This window comes from Pseudarthrobacter sp. MOO13 (genome assembly GCF_058267655.1).
Genome location: NZ_CM177848.1, coordinates 339527 through 356790, shown reverse-complemented (window position 1 = coordinate 356790; position 17264 = coordinate 339527). Strand labels below are relative to the sequence as shown.

The 17264-nt window shown below is 67.1% G+C and carries 18 protein-coding genes; 10 read left to right on the top strand and 8 right to left on the bottom strand.

Annotated elements, in window-relative coordinates; genetic code table 11:
- Positions 1–69: 69 nt before the first annotated feature.
- From AC4EEO_RS01560 to AC4EEO_RS01550, 3 genes are all read right to left on the bottom strand, one after another.
- On the bottom strand, positions 70–2013 hold the full coding sequence (locus tag AC4EEO_RS01560) for an ATP-binding protein (RefSeq protein WP_491339723.1): 1944 nt from the start codon (positions 2011–2013) through the stop codon (positions 70–72).
- A gap of 101 nt (positions 2014–2114) precedes the next feature.
- Positions 2115–2522 (bottom strand): SRPBCC family protein, encoded by a 408-nt coding sequence (locus AC4EEO_RS01555; RefSeq protein ID WP_018760952.1) that lies wholly within the window; start codon positions 2520–2522, stop codon positions 2115–2117.
- On the bottom strand, positions 2519–2833 hold the full coding sequence (locus AC4EEO_RS01550) for an ArsR/SmtB family transcription factor (protein WP_491339722.1): 315 nt from the start codon (positions 2831–2833) through the stop codon (positions 2519–2521). The genes AC4EEO_RS01555 and AC4EEO_RS01550 overlap by 4 nt, the downstream gene beginning before the upstream one ends.
- A gap of 176 nt (positions 2834–3009) precedes the next feature.
- On the opposite strand from AC4EEO_RS01550, the gene AC4EEO_RS01545 reads away from it, so the two are divergent.
- Positions 3010–3744: an EAL domain-containing protein gene (locus AC4EEO_RS01545; RefSeq protein WP_491339721.1), complete on the top strand. Its 735-nt coding sequence runs from the start codon at positions 3010–3012 to the stop codon at positions 3742–3744.
- Here AC4EEO_RS01545 and AC4EEO_RS01540 read toward each other — a convergent pair.
- Positions 3741–4046 (bottom strand): hypothetical protein, encoded by a 306-nt coding sequence (locus AC4EEO_RS01540; protein WP_109045674.1) that lies wholly within the window; start codon positions 4044–4046, stop codon positions 3741–3743. The genes AC4EEO_RS01545 and AC4EEO_RS01540 overlap by 4 nt on opposite strands.
- A 47-nt stretch (positions 4047–4093) precedes the next feature.
- Here AC4EEO_RS01540 and AC4EEO_RS01535 point away from each other — a divergent pair, with 47 nt between their 5' ends.
- The gene (locus tag AC4EEO_RS01535; RefSeq protein ID WP_491339720.1) at positions 4094–4453 is read left to right on the top strand and encodes a VOC family protein; all 360 of its coding nucleotides are present in this window, start codon (positions 4094–4096) and stop codon (positions 4451–4453) included.
- A 57-nt stretch (positions 4454–4510) separates the two neighbouring features.
- Here AC4EEO_RS01535 and AC4EEO_RS01530 read toward each other — a convergent pair whose 3' ends face one another.
- Positions 4511–4855 carry a hypothetical protein gene (locus AC4EEO_RS01530; RefSeq protein ID WP_491339719.1) on the bottom strand — a complete coding sequence of 115 codons (345 nt, stop codon included), beginning with the start codon at positions 4853–4855 and terminating at the stop codon, positions 4511–4513.
- A gap of 97 nt (positions 4856–4952) precedes the next feature.
- Here AC4EEO_RS01530 and AC4EEO_RS01525 point away from each other — a divergent pair, with 97 nt between their 5' ends.
- A complete protein-coding gene (locus AC4EEO_RS01525) occupies positions 4953–5477 on the top strand; it encodes a flavodoxin domain-containing protein (RefSeq protein ID WP_018760947.1) in 525 nt (174 codons plus the stop codon).
- A 73-nt stretch (positions 5478–5550) separates the two neighbouring features.
- Here AC4EEO_RS01525 and AC4EEO_RS01520 read toward each other — a convergent pair whose 3' ends face one another.
- On the bottom strand, positions 5551–6528 hold the full coding sequence (locus tag AC4EEO_RS01520; protein ID WP_491339718.1) for a patatin-like phospholipase family protein: 978 nt from the start codon (positions 6526–6528) through the stop codon (positions 5551–5553).
- Between the two features lie 189 nt (positions 6529–6717).
- Here AC4EEO_RS01520 and AC4EEO_RS01515 point away from each other — a divergent pair, with 189 nt between their 5' ends.
- Positions 6718–7191 (top strand): GNAT family N-acetyltransferase, encoded by a 474-nt coding sequence (locus tag AC4EEO_RS01515; protein WP_491330663.1) that lies wholly within the window; start codon positions 6718–6720, stop codon positions 7189–7191.
- Between the two features lie 75 nt (positions 7192–7266).
- On the opposite strand, the gene AC4EEO_RS01510 is transcribed toward AC4EEO_RS01515, so the two are convergent.
- Together AC4EEO_RS01510 and AC4EEO_RS01505 are read right to left on the bottom strand one after the other, a co-directional pair.
- Entirely contained in the window at positions 7267–8307 is a 1041-nt protein-coding gene (locus AC4EEO_RS01510; protein ID WP_491330664.1) for a hypothetical protein, read from the bottom strand.
- Between the two features lie 274 nt (positions 8308–8581).
- A complete protein-coding gene (locus tag AC4EEO_RS01505) occupies positions 8582–10207 on the bottom strand; it encodes an HNH endonuclease signature motif containing protein (protein WP_491339717.1) in 1626 nt (541 codons plus the stop codon).
- 228 nt (positions 10208–10435) lie between these two features.
- On the opposite strand from AC4EEO_RS01505, the gene AC4EEO_RS01500 reads away from it, so the two are divergent.
- The 6 genes from AC4EEO_RS01500 to AC4EEO_RS01475 all read left to right on the top strand — a co-directional run bounded on the left by AC4EEO_RS01500 (position 10436) and on the right by AC4EEO_RS01475 (position 17141).
- Positions 10436–10894, top strand: coding sequence for a hypothetical protein (locus AC4EEO_RS01500; protein ID WP_491339716.1), 459 nt, complete (start codon positions 10436–10438; stop codon positions 10892–10894).
- A 215-nt stretch (positions 10895–11109) separates the two neighbouring features.
- Complete coding sequence (locus AC4EEO_RS01495; RefSeq protein WP_051083420.1) at positions 11110–11973, top strand: MurR/RpiR family transcriptional regulator; 864 nt, start codon at positions 11110–11112, stop codon at positions 11971–11973.
- Between the two features lie 61 nt (positions 11974–12034).
- Entirely contained in the window at positions 12035–12946 is a 912-nt protein-coding gene (locus AC4EEO_RS01490) for an NAD(P)-dependent oxidoreductase (RefSeq protein ID WP_491339715.1), read from the top strand.
- Between the two features lie 37 nt (positions 12947–12983).
- A complete protein-coding gene (locus AC4EEO_RS01485) occupies positions 12984–14531 on the top strand; it encodes an aldehyde dehydrogenase family protein (RefSeq protein ID WP_491339714.1) in 1548 nt (515 codons plus the stop codon).
- A gap of 7 nt (positions 14532–14538) precedes the next feature.
- On the top strand, positions 14539–15768 hold the full coding sequence (locus AC4EEO_RS01480) for a M20 family metallopeptidase (RefSeq protein WP_491339713.1): 1230 nt from the start codon (positions 14539–14541) through the stop codon (positions 15766–15768).
- Entirely contained in the window at positions 15765–17141 is a 1377-nt protein-coding gene (locus AC4EEO_RS01475; protein WP_491339712.1) for a DUF3100 domain-containing protein, read from the top strand. Before AC4EEO_RS01480 ends, AC4EEO_RS01475 begins: the two co-directional genes overlap by 4 nt.
- Positions 17142–17264 lie beyond the last annotated feature (123 nt).

The window sequence follows — 17264 nt, the reverse complement described above, 5'->3', positions numbered from 1 at the left end:
CACTGGGGGGTGCCACCCGACCTGCGTGGTGCCACCCGACCTGCGTGGAGTCACCCCAGCAACGTACTGTCACCCCAGGAACGTCCGGTGGACCTCACTGCCGTAGCGGCCGATGATGCTGCGCTTGGCTTTCCGGAAGGCGTCAAGGTCGCCGGCGTGCCCGTTCTGCTCCACCCGGCGCCGCGCCAGTTCCTCCGCGATCACGTCGAGGAACAACTCGGCCAGCAACAGCCGGGCGGAGTCACGGAACCGGCCGCGGCCATCGACGTACAGCTGCACGGTGGGCGCGGCGGTGTTGATGATGACTTTGCGCTCCGCCTCGCTGTAAACGGCCCGGTCGGTGGTGTTGTGGAGGTTGCGGAAGTCGTAGCCGGTGAAGAGGTCAACGCCATGGTCCCGGCCGGGACGGTGGGCCTGCTGGCGCGCGCCCGGCGGGGTACCGGAACCGGGGACTGCAGGGTGCGGCGGCTGGTCCGCGCTTCGACGTGAGGCATGTTCGGCGATGACGATTTCGCTGAGTGCCCAGTAATCCCCGGCACGCACGGAGATTTCCCCTTGGTCTCCGGGCCGGTCCCCGGTAGCCGTCCATTCAAGCCGGGTTGTGTCCTGCACACCGGAAACGGGAAGGGACACCGGGACCGGGACCAGGCGGATCGATGGCGGCAGGTCCACATCGAATTCCAGAAGCCCGCCGGCGGGGAGCTGGCCGGGATCCAGCAGCAGGGCCACGTGGAACGGATGCCCCGGCGGGCGGTAGTAGAACGGCGTGGTGAACCGCAGCGCCGCGGACGCCGGTTCCCCGGTCCCGGCGTCGCGGACTGGTCCGGTGTCCAGGCCCAGGTCTAGGACGGCGGCAGCGCTCATGTGCTGCAGCAGGCGTTCGATCATTTCGGCAGTGCGTCCGGAGGTGGTGGCGCGTTCCAGGTGGGTGAGTTTTTCCTTCTCCGCCTGCACGGCCCCGGCGATCATCCAGCTCACGGCGGCGGAAAAGGCGGCAACGAACGGATCTTTGGGGTTCAGCCCCTCGCGTTCGTCGCTGATGATTGCTTTGCCCCGGCCCAGCATTTCAGTCAGCACCGGGCACCTGACAGTGCCGAAAAGGTACTCCGTGCCCACCTGGTTTTCGTAGTCGAACATCTGGCAGTCCAAGACGGCCATACCGGATTCCACCACCAGGCCGGCGGTGCGCTCGTCGCCCTTCATGGCCAGTTCAACGCCGTTGGCCCGCTTGAGCGTGACGTTGAAGGCATATTCAACGCCGTCAACGGTGAAGGTTCCGGGACGGTCCGGGCCGATGAGCGTGGCAGCCGGGGGTTCTTCGAAGCGGATGGCGTCCCTGCTGTAGCCGTCGGTGCCCGCAGTCCCGCGCACCAGTTCCACGTTGCGGCGGCCCAGCACGTCGCGCAGGTAGATGTTGTCCGCGAGCAGCTGCAGCAGGGTCGCCTGCTGCGTGATCGTGGCACGGGGATTGTCGACGACGATGGTCACCTTGGTGCCGTTCCGTACGTCGGCAGGGATCCCGCCGTCGCCTATTCCCAGCCGGGCGTAATCCGCAGGGAAGGCCTCGCGGTCGGCGCCGTCGTCGTCGTAGAGGTAGCCGCCGTTCTCGCCACGGAAGACGTCGATGCGGGTGAACCTGCCGCCCTGGATGGTTTCGATCCAGCCGTGGCCCAGTCCGAAGATGGCCTGTTTCAGTCCGCGCCCGAAGTACCCGCGACCGGCGCCCTCGCCGCGGGCCAGGGGGCTGTGTGCGCCGCCGTAGCTAAGGATCCGGCCGGCCTGCTCGAAGGACATTCCTTCCGCCTGGTCGCTGACCGTCAGGACCGCGCCGGCGTGGTGGCGCTCATAGCCCACCACGATCCTGCCGGTGACCTGGCCGCCGGCCTTTTCCAGGCGCGCGTAGCTGTCGTCGCTGTTGGTGATCAGCTCCACCAGCGCCTTCTCCACCGAGGCGAACCGCCGGGAGTCGATTCCGATCACGCGCTGGTCCACCTGGATTTCCGCGACGGCCATGCTGGATACCCCGCTTACACGTGAATCTGCTGGTGGCTGGTGGCCGCCTGAAGGCTCATCGACGGGCCAACTACGTGGAGCGTAGCAGGTATGCGCCGATCTCAGGAGACCTCGGCGAGCAGCCCGTCAATCCTTGCCAGCAGGCCCGGCCAGCCGTTGCCCATGCCTTCGATCGCATGGCGGCCCATGGGGGTATCGAGGCGGAAGCCGGCGTGCTCGAAATGGAGGATCGTGCCGCCGTCAATGGGCTCCAGGCGCCAGGTGATGGTGGTGTCCAGCTGGCCTTCGGCGAAAAGGAAGCTGATGGACGTGCCCGGGTCCACGGCGAGTACCTCGCACTGCTGCCGGCCCCAGGAGTCCATGTCCATGGTGAAGCGGTGGCCCACGGCGGGTGCGATGTTGCCCGGCGCCCACCACCGTGCCAGCAATTCGGGGGTAGTCAGTGCGGCCCAGACCGCCGCTGCGGGATGCGGGAAGCGGCGTTCGAGCCGGATGGCGTTATCTGTCATGACGGTTTCTCCTCGTCCAGAAGGTCGGCCAGCGCATCCAGCCGCTGGTTCCAGTAGTGCTCAAAGTGCTTCACCCAGCCGCCGATCTCGGTGAGGGCGGCAGGCTGCAGGTGGTACACCCTGTTCCTGCCCTGGCGCTCTTCCCGGACAAGGCCTGCCTCGCGCAGGACTGCCAGGTGCTCGGAGGCGGCGGGCCGGCTGAGGTCCAGAAGCCCCGTGAGTTCACCCGCTGTTCGGGGCCCTTCCCGGAGCTCGTCGAGGATGACGCGCCGCGCCGGGTTGGAGACGGCGGCAAAAACATCAGGAAGCACAATGGCAGTATATGTCGGAATTATCCGACGCATCACCTGATGTTGGGTGAACAGCGAAATGATTATCCCGCGCACCTGCCCGGCCGTGTCCTACTCTTGAGTAACCATTCGAGAGGACCCCAACTTTGGCATGCGACGGCTGCACCACATCTTCACGGCTTGATTTCGACTTCAGCATGGCTTTCCAGCCGATCTATGACGCTGTTGCCGGCAGGGTGTGGGGCTATGAGGCGCTGGTCCGGGGCGTGGCGGGCGAAGGCGCGTACGAGGTCCTGCGGAGGGTTTCCCCGGAGCAGAAGTACCGCTTCGACCAGGACTGCCGCGTCAAGGCCATCGAACTGGCGGCGCGGCTCTTCCCGGCCGGCGAGGACCTGATGCTCTCCATCAATTTCATGCCCAACGCGGTCTACGAACCGGCCGCCTGCCTCCGCGCGACACTGCTTGCGGCTGCGAAAGCCGACTTCCCGTTGTCCTCGATCATGTTCGAGTTCACGGAGAACGAAGAAGTCACAGACACCGCCCACCTGACCAATATCATCACCGAATACCGCAAGCACGGCTTCATCACGGCGATCGACGACTTCGGGGCCGGCCATGCAGGCCTGGGACTCTTGGTCGACTTCCAGCCGGACCTGATCAAGATCGACATGAAGCTCATCCGCGGCATCGACGGCAGTCCCGCACGGCAGGCAGTGGTCGCCGGCATCGTGGCCATCGCCGGGGACCTCAACATCACCGTGCTCGCCGAGGGCATCGAAACGGAGGCGGAATACCGGGTTTTGCAGGCAGCCGGCGTCCGCCTGCTCCAGGGCTATTGGTTCGCCAAACCGGCGTTCGAGCAACTTCCCGAGATCCACGTCCCCGTTGCCACCGCTGGCGGCGTGCAGGGCCTGGCGGTCTTCCCCCGCTAACGGCGGACGGAGCCAGCCCGACGGCCCGCAACCATGCCTGCCCAGAAAGAGAGCACCAGCAGTCCCACGCCGGCAACAGCCAGGCCCGCCTGCGTGCCTTGCGTGATGAACGCAGCCCCGTTGGCGCTGAAAGGCTGGTTGCTCAAGGGAGCGTAGGCAACCCAGCCCGTGAAGTCGCGGTTAAGGTACGCGACGAGGCAGCCGACCAGCACTGCCGCCAGACCGAGGCAGGGCACGACGACGGCGGGCAGTTTGGCGCGTTTGGATGGTCGTTCTTCCCCGGATGTGTTGTTTTCCCCCATGCAGGCGAGTCTAGCCGGACCTGCCCCGGCCGGTTTAGGCTGGGCGGATGTTGACCATCGGCACCATCGTCCTCGGCGTCAACGACGTCGCCGCCGCTACCACCTTCTGGCATGAAGCCCTCGGCTATGTCCCCCGGGAACCTGGTGACGACACCTGGGTGACCCTCGAACCGTCGTCGGGCCCCGGCGCCCACCTGTCCCTCATGCTCAGCGAAACATCTGTCCAGGCTTACCCGCGGATCCATCTGGACCTGTACGCGGACGATCAGGCCGCGGAGGTGGAGCGGCTGGTCTCCCTCGGCGCCAAGCGCGTGGACTGGGATCTGTACCCGGAGGACCCGGACTTCGTGGTGCTTGAGGATCCGGACGGCAACCGGTTCTGCGTCATCGACAAGGGTCCGGAGTAGCGTCCCTGGCGGCCTACAGGCAGCCAGCCGGGCTAGGAGTCCTGGCCGGCAGCCCAGTCAACGGTGGTTCTTGCGCTGCTTTATAACGTGAAGCTCACTGCTTTCGGTTTTCGCCTTTTTCTCGGCACGTTTCTCAAGGATCGACTTGCCGACCTTTTTGGCCGCTCCGCCTTTTGATTTTCCAGACACCGGAACCACGCCCTTCTCTCGCGTTAACGGCCACCATACGCTCCTTTGCTTTTTTAGCCAGTCCCGCCGTCCTGCCCGGCCTGAGGCCTGGCAGGGCAGCAAAATCGGGACCAATGACGTGACCTCGCCAGTTATGGCGAATTCATAATTTTGACCGCCTCCGACATTCTTCGCTCCTTTTGTCATCCCCTCTGAGAAGTGCCAAAGGCTCATGCGCCAAAAACTTCCGGGACGTTGGGCCCTACGCCACGGACCGGGAATTCGGCAAGGTAATACAGGACCCGGTCCGGACACCACCAGGAGGCCAACGATGGGCAGCATCTACATCCCGTACGGGACCACCGAGGGCCAGACGGCCAGGATCGCCGAGTTCATTGGGGACGTCATCCAGGCGCATGGGCACCAGGCCCGCGTTGCGGACATCAAGCAGGCAGGCGACTCGATCCCGCCCGGGTGTGACGCGGTCCTGGTGGGGGCATCGGTGCACATGGGCAAGCACGAGGAATACGTCCAGGACTTTGTCCGGAAGAACCGGGAAACCCTGGAGCGGCTCCCATCCGCCCTGTTCTCCGTCAGCCTGGCCGCGCACGGGGATGCCGAAAACGCCGAGAGCTACGTCCGGGAGTTCGAGGAGCAAACCGGTTGGCGGCCGGCCCATGTGGCGCTGTTCGGGGGCGCCCTGCTGTACACGCACTACGGGTTCATCAAGCGCCTCATCATGAAGAAGATCGCCGGCGACAAGGGCTCCCTGGACACCGATACGTCCCGGGACTACGTCTACACCGAATGGGACGGCGTGAAGAGGTTCGCGGAGGATTTCCTGGCCACGCTGTAGCGGGGCACGTTCGACGCCGGGCGCCCACCCGCCGTCGAACGCGCACCCGCCGTCGAACGCGTCCCCGGAGGCGTCAGCTCCAGAAGGCGGCAAGCCGCCCGGCAAGGGCCGTTCCTTGGGTGTAGCCAGCCTGGGCGGCTGCGGGGCGCAGCCGCAGGTCCATGGCGTTGGCACCGAACATGTGTTCCGAGCCGACGTCCGGGAAGACCGTTTCCACCACGCTGCCGGTGGCCCGCAGCTCATCGGCCTGCGCTGCGAGCTGCATGTTCCACTCCAGCGGCATCCGTGTCCTGCCCCCGAAGGGCGAGAGGACCAGCACCCGCCCGCACCCGGCCGCCAGGTCGGCGTTCTCGTTGCGCCGGTAGCCGCCGTCGATATAGCTGCGGTTCCCGATCCCGTACGCGAAGCCGCTGGCGCAGCTGGCGGCCACGGCGTCCACCAAGTCCACGCCGCTGTGCCGGTGGAACACCACCGGTTCGCCACTGTGGGCATCAACCGCGGTCATCAGCAGCTCGTGCTGCGGCCATTCGAGCGTGGGGAGCCGCGTTGCAACTGTTGCGCGCCACTGCTCCCGGAGGGAACCGCCCTGGGCTGAACTCTCTTGGGCAGAACTGTCCTGCACCGGAGCGGTCGCCGTTGAAGGGTTCCGGGCAGCCGCCATTTCCAGGGCAACCGCACCCATCCGGCGGCGCATGTCGGCCGCATCCTCGGCGGCGGCAATGATCCTGCCGGTCCGTTCCAGGTGGTCGGACACCGGCATGGCAGGGGCGTGGCCGGCTGGAGGGCGGCGTTGTGGCGGCAAAGGCGCGTCCAGGATGGCAGCATATAGTTCGGCCGGGGGTGCCCCGGCGATTTGGGCTGCGGCCGTGGATCCGGCGGAGGTACCGATGACCCGGTCGGCCCGGGTCACGTCCAATCCGGCATCGGCGAGGCCCGCCAGGACGCCGATCAGCCAGGCATTGCCCGTTGATCCGCCCCCGCCAAGGACCAGTGCGCGGCCGGGAAGTGAACCCTGGGAGGGGCGTGGTTGGGAGGAAGGTGTTGTATTCATGGGAGTCGCCTTTCGCGAATAGCCTGTGCGGCGCTCCCGGTGGCGGCTAGTTCAGCCGCGCGATCGTGGACTGCGAGGGAGCACCCATTGCGGATACTGCATTCATGGGTCTCACCTCCTGCATTCGGATCACGATCCCCCGAATAGTCGCACACCGCGGCGCCGCAGGCAACCGGTACCTTTGAAGTGATGATTTCCATAGAGCGGGACAGCCCCGAGCGCGACGACGTCCACCGGCTCCTGAGCGAGCACCTGGCGGACATGTTCGCCACCTCGCCTCCAGAAAGCGTGCATGCGCTGGACCATTCCGCGCTCTCCGCCCCATCCATCACGTTCTGGACCGCCCGCGAGCAGGGTGCACTGCTGGGCTGCGGGGCACTCAAGCTCCTGGGCTCCACACCGGGCGCAGCCGGGAAGGGCGAGATCAAGTCCATGCGCACCACCACATCGGCTCGGGGACGAGGCATCGCCAGCCTCATGCTTCGGCACATCCTCGCCGACGCGCGGTCCCGGAACCTGGAGCGCGTCTACCTGGAAACCGGGACCGAGGACTACTTCGCCCCGGCCCGACGCCTCTATGCCCGCCACGGATTCACCGAGTGCGCACCATTCGCCGGCTATGTGCTGGATCCCCACAGCGTGTTCATGGCGCTCCGGCTCTAGGACGGCCGGTTTCCGGCACACAGGAAAGCGGACGACGGCGGGTGGGCGCCCGCCGTCGTCCGCTTCAGTGTGGTGCTACCCGCTGTACGGGACCTTTTCCCAGCTCAGGACGTCTGCACCCTTGGCGTTGTTGCCTGACACGGTGACGCGGAGGTAGTCGACGGCGTTATTGGCGCCGTCCACGGTAATGCGCTGCAGGTTGTCCGCGGCCGGCGAACCGTAGATATCCAGCCAGGGCGAGCCGGCGGCGAGGGGCTGGTTCTGGGCGAAGACGTGGCTGTCGCCGTTGACGAGGTAGACCGGGGCGTCAAAGCGGTTCGTTTCGTCCACGATTGCCTGCACGACCTCCCGAAAGCCGGACACGGTCTTGGGGTCGGCGGCGGCGTCGGCGAGCAGCGCGGGATCGAACATGTCCGCCTGCTGCATGAGTACCACGGCCCGGTCGTTGCTGCGCTTGGCATCGGCGAAGGTCTGGTGGATCTGGGCCAGGACGGCGTCCGTGCGGTGTTCCACCTCGGCGAGCTGTTCCGGCGTGGGAGCGGTCTTGCCCAACCCCGTCCACGGCAGGAGCGAGTTGTTGCTGCCTTGGACGTTCAGAACGGAGAAAGCCACCCGGTTCTTGGTGAAGCGGACGTCCTCGGGCAGCCCCAGGTTCGCCTGGCTCTTGACGGGCATGGTGGCGCCAAGCGTCTTGCCAGGTTCGTTGAAGAACACCTCCCTGATCTTGTCCAAGCGCTCCAGCGGGTTGTAGGCGCCGTTGTTGGTTCGGTGGCAGTCCACCCATTCGTTGTCGCCCGGCGTGTAGACCAGCGGGTGGGTGAAGGTGTCGAACTGGGAGCGGATGTAGGAGAAGTACTCGTTGGAGCAGACGGAGGAGCCGTTCTTGATGTCGCCCACGTGTGCTACAAACTTCAGGTCCTCATCGGCGTTGAGGTCCCGGATGTGCGACGGGAACTTTGCGATCTCGGCCGCACCATAGGGAATGTCGCCGATAACGCCGAAGGTGAAGGCCTGGCTGCTGTCGCTTGTGTTGTCGGCTGCTTGGGCGGGAGCTGCGGCTGCTCCGGCGAGGGTGGCGAGGACGGCAAGCGTGGCCAGGGTGGATCTTACGAACACGGGGTACTCCTTGGACGGTGGGCCTTCCGCCCTTTGTATCGCGAGCCGCCGGGCAGTGGGTGCCTGCCAAGGCTTGTCCGCCCGAAAGAACGGAGGTGGACGTGGTGGTTGCGTAGGGATGAACTGGCCGGGACATTGCTGGGGCACGGTCATGGGCCGGGCACGGAACGGACAACGGCGGCACGCATCCGCCGTCGCCCCCCCTTCGCTGCATCGGCCGCTGCGTCGGCGCGGCAGTTTCGCCGCAGCAGTGTTCTAACTCTGTGCCGTGGCGTCACGAGGCGAGGTACGCCACGATGATTTCCTCGAAGGGGCTGGCCCCACCCGGTGGGCAGCCCGGCGGAACGATCCATTCCGCTGCCGGGAATCCGGGCGGCCATTGCGGTTTCTGCCAGTCAGGTTGTTCGGCCGGATAGTGACGGCCGGCAGGGGAAGTCCATCCGGGTGGCTCGTTCATGGTTGCCGGGGTGGGCGTCCACGTGGAGCCGTGTTTCAGGCGGTGGTGCTTGGGGCACAGCTGCCCCAGGTTGCTGATTCCAGTGGCTCCACCGTGTTGCCAGGCGGTGAGGTGGTCTGTTTCGTTGTCCTGGGTGTGGTTGCTGCAGCCGGGGAAGGTGCACCTGCCGTCACGCATCCGGATCCACCGCTTCATGCTTTCCGGCAGCCGGTAGCTGGTGCGTCCGATCTCCAGCGGCGCCCCGTCCCGCGGGTCCACCAGCACCCGGTAGAACGAACCAGCCCCGTCCGCAACGAGCCTGCGCGCCATGGACGCCGGAATGGGACCGAACCCGTCAAGGTCGGCCGGTTCATCCGTGAGCCCCAGCAGGGAAAAGACGGGCACGGTGACCAGGACGTCTGCTTTTGGTGTGGGAATCCTGCTCAGGTCAACGGCGTAAGGGTTGCCGTCCTCGGCATGGGGGCCGTTGCCGGCATCGAACGAGCGGGCATCGTGGCCGTCGTCGCCAGCCCCGGGGTTCGAGGCGGCATTACGCTTCGAGGCAGCCCCGGGGTTCGAGCCGGCCGCGGGGTTCGAGCCGGCAACAGCCGCGCCACCAGCCCTGGCACCCATCAGGAGTGCGGCCGCGACATCTGCACGCAACTGGGTCAGGGTGCGGTCCTCCCCGGGGCCCTGCAACCCGCGGGCCACGGCGGACGCCTTGTTCCACACCGCGCAGGCCGTATCGCCGGGAAGGTACAGGGAAAGCCACGCCATGCCATCCACGTCCGGCCGGTATTCCATCCGCCGGTCCGCCACGCCAATAGCGTGCCGCTGTTCCAACGAGTCCGGATAGGTGCGCTCCCGCCAGGCCCGGGCCTTCCGCCGGAAGCGCGACGGCACGAGGTCGCCGGGCGCTGCGCCGCGGGCAGGGTTCGGGTCCCCTGGGTCGAAGAAATGGGCCACCAAAGCCGCAGCACGGGCGGGTTCGAGCCCGGTGGTTTCGTCGACCACGGCACGGGCGTGCTGCCACGAAATGGTGCCTGCCTGCAACGCATCCAGAGCCGCCGGCAACGTGGTGGTCAGCGCGTGGGCCTGCCCCAGCAGGGCCGATGCGGCGCGTTCGCCGATGGTGAGTACGCAGGCGATCTCCGCCACCATTGTCATTTCCTGGGCTGATTCCCTGTATGCGCCGACCGGGGGTGCCTCCAACAGGGTTGCCGCCTCCGCGTGGACGGCGATCATCCTGACCTTGGCCGCGGCTGTTGCCGCCTCAATCCGGGCCAGCACTTCCAGTCCCTCAAGGGAGGCTTCGGACAGCTCCCGCAACGGATCGGGCCCTGCGCCAGCCGGGCTGCCTCCGGCCACGACCCGCTCCAATTCATGGACCAGCCCGGCCACAGAGGCGACCGCAGAGGCGATTGCCGCCCTGCCTCCCGCACCTGCCACCACACCGGCTTCCATAACCAAAATCTTCGCAGCAGGGTCTGACATTTTGGGGTGACGCCAACAACCTGCACCCCGGCTGGAACAGACAGCCCGCGAGGTACCAAAGCAGCCGCGCAGCACGGAGGCGTGCGACGGCGGGTGCCCACCCGCCGTCGTACGCCTTGCCAAGGTGCTGAAGGGAGCCTGCGGGTACGGGTTCTGGGCCGTAGGCTGGGATTTCAGCTTTCTGTAGGGGGAACAGAAATGAAGCACATCATTACCGTCGGCACGGCCGTTGCAGCCCTTTTCGCGCTGGCGGCCTGTTCAGCGCAGGATCCCGCGCAACCGGCTGCCGCGAGTCCCGCTCCCGCGGTCCAGCGGGAGCTCACCACCAAGCTGCTCGTCTCGGATGGGGGCACCAAGGCACTCACGGTCGAGAGTGCACCGTCAGGGCCGCGGGTGGAAGCCACGGTGGCGGGGCAGGTGTCCAGGGATGGCGCCGGCTGCCTCATCCTGCTCGGGAAGGACGGCACCGACTGGACCTTGATCTTTCCGGCGGGCACCAGCCTGGACGGGGAGGCTGCGGTTTTGCCGGACGGCTCGGTCTTGACCCACGGGGACCACGTAAGCGTGGACGGGAACAGGGTTCCGGCCAACGAGGGCGCGAGCATGTGCTTGAACTACGCGAGGCTCTTGTCGGTTGAAAGGGCCGCAACAGGCTAGGTTTTACATCCCCGAAACGCAAAACACTGTTCGCCAAACGAAATTGCAGAGTACATTAGATGCAATTGAACTTGCAGAGTGATCTGCGTTACAGGACGGGCACCAGCGTGAACCCCAGCGCTTCCACAGAGCAGGCAGAAGAGCAGGCACCAGGGCAGGCACCCCAGCCGGCAGCAGTGTCAGCAGCAGAGCCGGCACCCGGGCGCGCCGCCGACATTGACGGCAACGGCTCCGGCATCAGCTCCCACGCGTGGCTTGGTGATGCCCTGCCGGACGTTGCGCTGACCAAGGCCCAGAGCCGCGTGGTGGAGGTCATCCGCCGCAACCCGCAGCTGTCCTCCTACGCGGACATCGCCGAGATTGCCCAGCGCGCGGACGTGAACAGCTCCTCCGTGGTCCGCACGGCACAACACCTGGGCTACCGCGGCTGGCCTGACCTGCAGCGGGAACTCCGGTCCCGCTACCTGGTGATGATCTCCACCGAGGACACCCTTACCGAGCACGGCGAAACCCGCAGCCCGCTGTACGAAGCCATCACCCACGACATCGAAAACCTCCGCCTGACGCTGGACTCGAATACCCCCGAGGAAGCCGAGGCGGCCATCGCCGCGCTGGCGTCAGCGAAGTCCATCACCGTCGTCGGCATCGGCTCCTTTGCCGGCCCCGCCAGCGTCATGGCCCACCTGGGTTCCACCATGGGTTACCCGATCAGCCTGGAAAACCGTGCCGGCCCCCACTTGGCGTCCAGCACCAACAGCCTTGGGCCCGGTGATGTCCTGGTGGTGATCAACATGTGGCGCTCCGTCAAGCAGATCATCATCGCCGCCGAAGCCGCGAAAGAGGCAGGCGCAACGGTTGTTGCCATCAGCGACCTGCGCCGCGGCCGCCTGGCCACCGCCGCGGACCACCTCCTGGTGGTCGCTTCCGAAGGCATCTCCTTCTTCCAGTCCGTCACCGCCGCAAACTCACTGGTCTACGGTCTGCTCGCGGGCATGGAGGCAGCACATCCGGAGCGCAGCCGGGCCACCATCCGCCGCACCCAGCAGCTCTGGAAAGACCTGGACATCTACCTCGACTAGCTGCGCCGCAAATACAAAACCGCGGCACGCAGAACCACCAACAGCCACCAGGAGTACCTCTATGAACGAGCCACAAAACAACCGCGTCGCCGTCATCGGCCTCGGCGCCATGGGCGGAGCCATGGCCGCCACCCTGCACAAGGCGGGCTGGGACGTCACCGGCTTCGACCCCTCGGAAGCCGCCCGCCAAGCAGCCGCAGAAACCGGCATCGGCACCACGGACACCCTGTCCAGCCTGGCCGGAACACCTTACGCAGTCCTTTCACTGCCCGCTGCCGGCATCGTCGAAACCACCGTGCCGCAGCTTCTGGCCAGCCCGGGAACGGTCGCCATCATTGACACCACCACCTCCGAGCCCGCCACCAGCAAGCACATGGCCCAGCTCGCGGAGGCCGCCGGTGCGGCATTCATCGACGCCCCCGTTTCCGGTGGCCGCGACGGCGCCGCAACGGGAACGCTCAGCGCCTTCGTGGGGGCCACGGACGCCGCTCTGAAAGCCGCCGAACCAGTTCTGCTGGCGCTCACCGGCGGCAACTACAGCCACATCGGCGGCCCCGGCAGCGGCAACGTGGTCAAGCTCCTCAACAACGTCCTGGCCGCTGCGAACCTCGCCTCCGTGGGCGAGGCGCTGGGCGTGGCCAAGGCCTACGGCATCGACCCCGCCACGGCAGCGGCCAGCATCAGCGGAGCCTCCGGCGGCAGCAAAGTCTCGGCCGCCATGTACCCCAACTGGGTCCTCACCGGCACGCACGATTCGGGCTTCTCCATGGGCCTGATGGCCCGGGACGCCGCCCTTGCCGTGGACGTTGCCGCCCAGATCGGCGAGAAGCCCGCGCTCCTGGCCGCCGTCGCCAACCAGTGGCAGGACGCCCTGGCAGTCCTTGGCCCACGGGCTGACTTCACCGAGATCGCCCGCACCGTGGCCCCCGCCATCACCCCGGCCGGCGCCCCGGCCTCCAACTCCGCGGCCTAGAGCCACCGGCGTCAACATCCCCAAAGGAAACAAGAACTTGAGTATCACCACAGCACCCACCTCCTCCTCCACGGCCACCGCCAAGTCGGTCCTGGACGCCGCCTTCCCGGCGGGCCTCGGCGCGTTCGTTGACGGCCGCGTCGCCACCGGCAGCGGAGACAGCATCACGCTCACCGCAGCGGCCACCGGCGAGCCGTTCGCCACCTACGCGGACCCCGGCGCCGAGGGTGCCAACGCCATCCTGGAAAGTTCGACGGCGGGCGCCCGGGTTTGGGGCGCGCTGAACGGCTTCGAGCGGGCCGCCATCCTCCGGAACGTCAGCCGCGCCGTGGAGCAGCACGCTGAGGAACTGGCCATCCTGGAGTCCGCCACCACCGGCAAGCCCATCCGGGACGCCCGGGCAGAGGCGGCCAAGGTGGCCGAAATGTTCGGGTACTACGCCGGGTGGGCGGACAAGCTCACCGGGCAGACCATCCCCGTTCCGGGCAACTGGCACACGTACACCGAGCGCGTGCCGTGGGGCGTCGTCGTCGCCATCACGCCCTGGAACGCACCGCTGTTCACCGCCGGCTGGAACTCTGCCGCCCCATTGGCCGCTGGCAACGCGGTGATCATCAAGCCCAGCGAATTCACCCCGGCGTCGTCGGTCCGGCTGGCCCAGATCGCCCATGAAGCGGGCCTGCCGGCGGGCGTCTTCAACGTCGCCGCGGGCCTGGGCCAGACCGTGGGCGCGGCACTCACCACCGACCCGCGGGTGGGCAAAGTCAGCTTCATCGGTTCGGTCCCCACCGGGCGCCGTGTCGCCGTGGCCGCAGCCCAGGCGGGTATCCCGGCCCTGCTGGAGCTCGGCGGCAAGAGCGCCAATATCGTCTTCGCCGACGCCGACCTGGACCGCGCCGCGGACGGCGCCATCTCCGCCATCTTCTCGGGTGCGGGCCAGTCCTGCGTGGCCGGGTCGCGGCTCCTGGTGGAGCGCAGAGTGCACGCCCAGTTCGTGGAGATGGTCGCCGCCAAGGCCGCCCTGCTGCGGGTGGGTGATCCGCTCAGCGCAGACACCGAGGTGGGCCCCATCATCACCGCGCAGCAGTTTGCCACCGTTACCGGCCTGATCGAGGCGGGAATGGACGACGGCGGCCGTCGCCTGACCGGGTCAGCGTTGCCGGAGGCGTTGAGCGGCTCGGCGCTGAAAGGCGGCCACTGGGTCATGCCCACGCTGCTGGACGGCGTCACCCCGGCGAACCGGCTGGAAACCACCGAAGTGTTCGGCCCCGTGGTGGGCGCGGACGCATTCGATACCGAGGCCGAGGCCATCGCCCGCGCCAACAACACCAGCTTTGGCCTGGCCGGAGCGGTGTGGACCTCGGATGTGTCCCGCGCCCACCACGTGGCCCGCGAGGTCAAGGCCGGCACGTTCTGGATCAACTCCTACAAGACCATCCACGTGGCAGTCCCCTTCGGCGGTTTCGGCGATTCCGGCCACGGACGTTCTTCCGGCCCGGGCGTGCTGGACGAGTACACCCAGACCAAGGCCGTGTGGGTGCCAACGCGCGCCGCCGGATCCCCCTTCCCGTCACTGTCCTACTAGGAGACCCGTGCATACGACTGACACAACAACCCCCGCTGCAGGTGCGCTGCGCACTGCCTTGGCGGACGGCGTCGAACGCTGGAAACCGCGCGTTGAGGCGCTGGCCAAGGACATCCACGGCTTCAAGGAACTCTCCTTCGAGGAAGTGAAGTCTGCCGAGGCCATCACCACGCTGCTGGCTGAGGGCGGCTTCGAGGTGGAGCACGGCAGCGCCGGGCTGCCCACCGCCTTCACGGCGACCGCCGGCAGCGGCGACCTGACCGTGGCGCTCTGCGTGGAATACGACGCGCTGCCGGGAATCGGGCACGCCTGCGGGCACAACCTGATCGCCGGCGCGTCGGTGGCCGCGGCCCTTGCGCTGCAGCCGTACGTGGATGAGCTGGGCATCACGCTCAAGGCCATCGGCACCCCCGCGGAGGAGCACGGCGGCGGCAAGGCGCTGATGCTGGAGCAGGGAGCGTTCGACGGCGTGGGGCTGGCTTTGATGGTCCACCCGGTCCAGGACGGGGTCACCTACAACCCGGCCGGGACCAGCGCCCAAGCCGTGGGCCGTTACAAGGCGACGTTCACCGGCAAGGCCGCTCACGCGGCTGCGGCCCCGCACCTGGGCGTGAACGCCGCCGATGCGGCGGTGCTGAGCCAAGTGGCGATCGGGCTGCTGCGCCAACAGATCCCGTCCGACCACCGGATCGCCTGTTTTGTGGCGGAGGCCGGCCACGTCACCAACATCATTCCGGAGAAAGCCGTGGTGGAGTTCGAGTGCCGGGCCTTCACCCTGCCCGAGTTCGAGGCGCTGTTGGTGCGGGTGCGGCGCTCCTTCGAAGGGGCGGCGCTGGCCACCGGCACCACGCTGGCGTTCGAGGACACCGAACCGCTGTACGAACCGCTGATCCAGGATGACGACCTCGCCGCGCACTGGACGGCGGCGATGGACGCGTTCGGCAAGGACACCTCCCCTGCGGCAGGCCTGAGCGGCGGTTCCACGGACATGGGCAACATCTCCCAGGTCATCCCGTCCCTGCACCCGTGGCTGAGCATTCCCGGTGCGGACGTTCCCATCCATTCGCACGCGTTCGCCGCACTGGCGGACACTCCGCAGGCGTACGGGGTGATGTTCGAGGCCGGCACCGCGCTGGCCTGGACCGTTGCCGCGGCTGCCTCAACCCCCTCCCAACGTCAACGCTTCACCCAAGCGGCGTACCGCCGTCGTACTTTCACCCAGGAAGGCGCATCATGAGCACTGTCACAACAGCCCGGACCGATAAGGCCGGCACCAAGCTGACCATCCCCATTGCAGCTTTGGCGTTCGTGATTGCCCTCGCCGTCCAGTTCATTGGGCAGGCGAAGATCGACCTGGGCATCGGCGCCATCATCATTTTCCCCATGGTGTGGGGCCTGATCCTGGGCCTGCTGGTGTCCATCCAGAAGTTCAAGCCGCTGGGCATCGACCTGCAGCGGGTGGCGGCGGCGCTGGTGGGCGTGGCCGTGCTGTTGCTGGTGGCGCGGCTGGCGTTCAACATCGGCCCCAGCCTGCCCACCCTGTTGAAGGCGGGCCCGGCGCTGCTGCTGCAGGAGGTGGGCCACCTGCTGGGCACCATCGTGCTGGCGCTGCCGCTGGCTGTGCTGCTGCGGATGGGCAAGGCGACGGTGGGTGCCACGTTCTCGCTGGACCGTGAGCCGTCCTTCGCCATGGTGTCCGAGAAGTACGGGCCGGACTCGGACCAGTACCGCGGCGTGCTTGCCATGTATGTGTTCGGGACGCTGTTCGGTGCCGTTTTCATCACGCTGCTGACCTCGCTGGTGGCCAACTGGAAGATCTTCGATCCGCTGGCGCTGGCCATGGGCGCCGGCGTGGGGTCCGGTTCCATGATGGCTGCGTCCGTCGCGAGCATCACCGCCGCGTACCCGGGCGACCAGGACGCTGTCCTTGGCATGGCCGCCGTGTCCAACCTGATCACCACGGTGCTGGGTGTGTATGTGGGCATCTACATTGCGCTGCCGCTGGCGGACAAGTTCTACCGGGTGCTGACGCGGAAGCAAGCGAGCCGTGAGGTGGTTGGTGCTGGTGCTGGTGCTGGTGCTCCCGCTGTATCTGCTGCCGACGCCGAGCGCGAGGCCGCCCAGGCTGAGGAGAACCGGCTGTTCCGTGAGCGGGTGGCGGAGTCCTCGGCCGAGATGAAGCTGCCGCTGTGGCTCTCCCTGTCCGTGCTGACGGTGCTAGGTATTGGAACTGCTTCTGTTGCGGCGAAGGGGCTGTCGCTCTCGATTGTGCTGGGGTATGGGGTCCTGCTGGCGCTGGTCCTGGTGAGCATTGCGCTGGCCAAGGTCACCCGGAAGATCTCGGCGATCGTGTTCATCACGACTATCGGCGCGTACATCTCGAGCCCGTGGTTCTTCGGGGCCGATGCCCTCAACGCGGCCGTCAAGACCGTGGACTTCCTGTCCATCGCCACGGTGATGCTGACCCTGGCGGGCCTCTCCTTGGGCAAGGACATCCCGCTCCTGAAGAACATCGGATGGAAGATCATCCCGGTGGGGCTGGTGGCCATCACGGCCTCGTTCCTGCTGTCCACAGTGATCGCAGAGTTCGCCCTGGGGTTGTGGCACTGAGGTAGTTTTATGGGCCGCCCCGGCTGGGCGGCTGCGCGGAGCGGACGACGGCGGGTGGGCACCCGTCGTCGTCCGCTTTTGTTTTGGCGTGGGATGCGGGGGTCAACTCCCTGGGCTGGTACT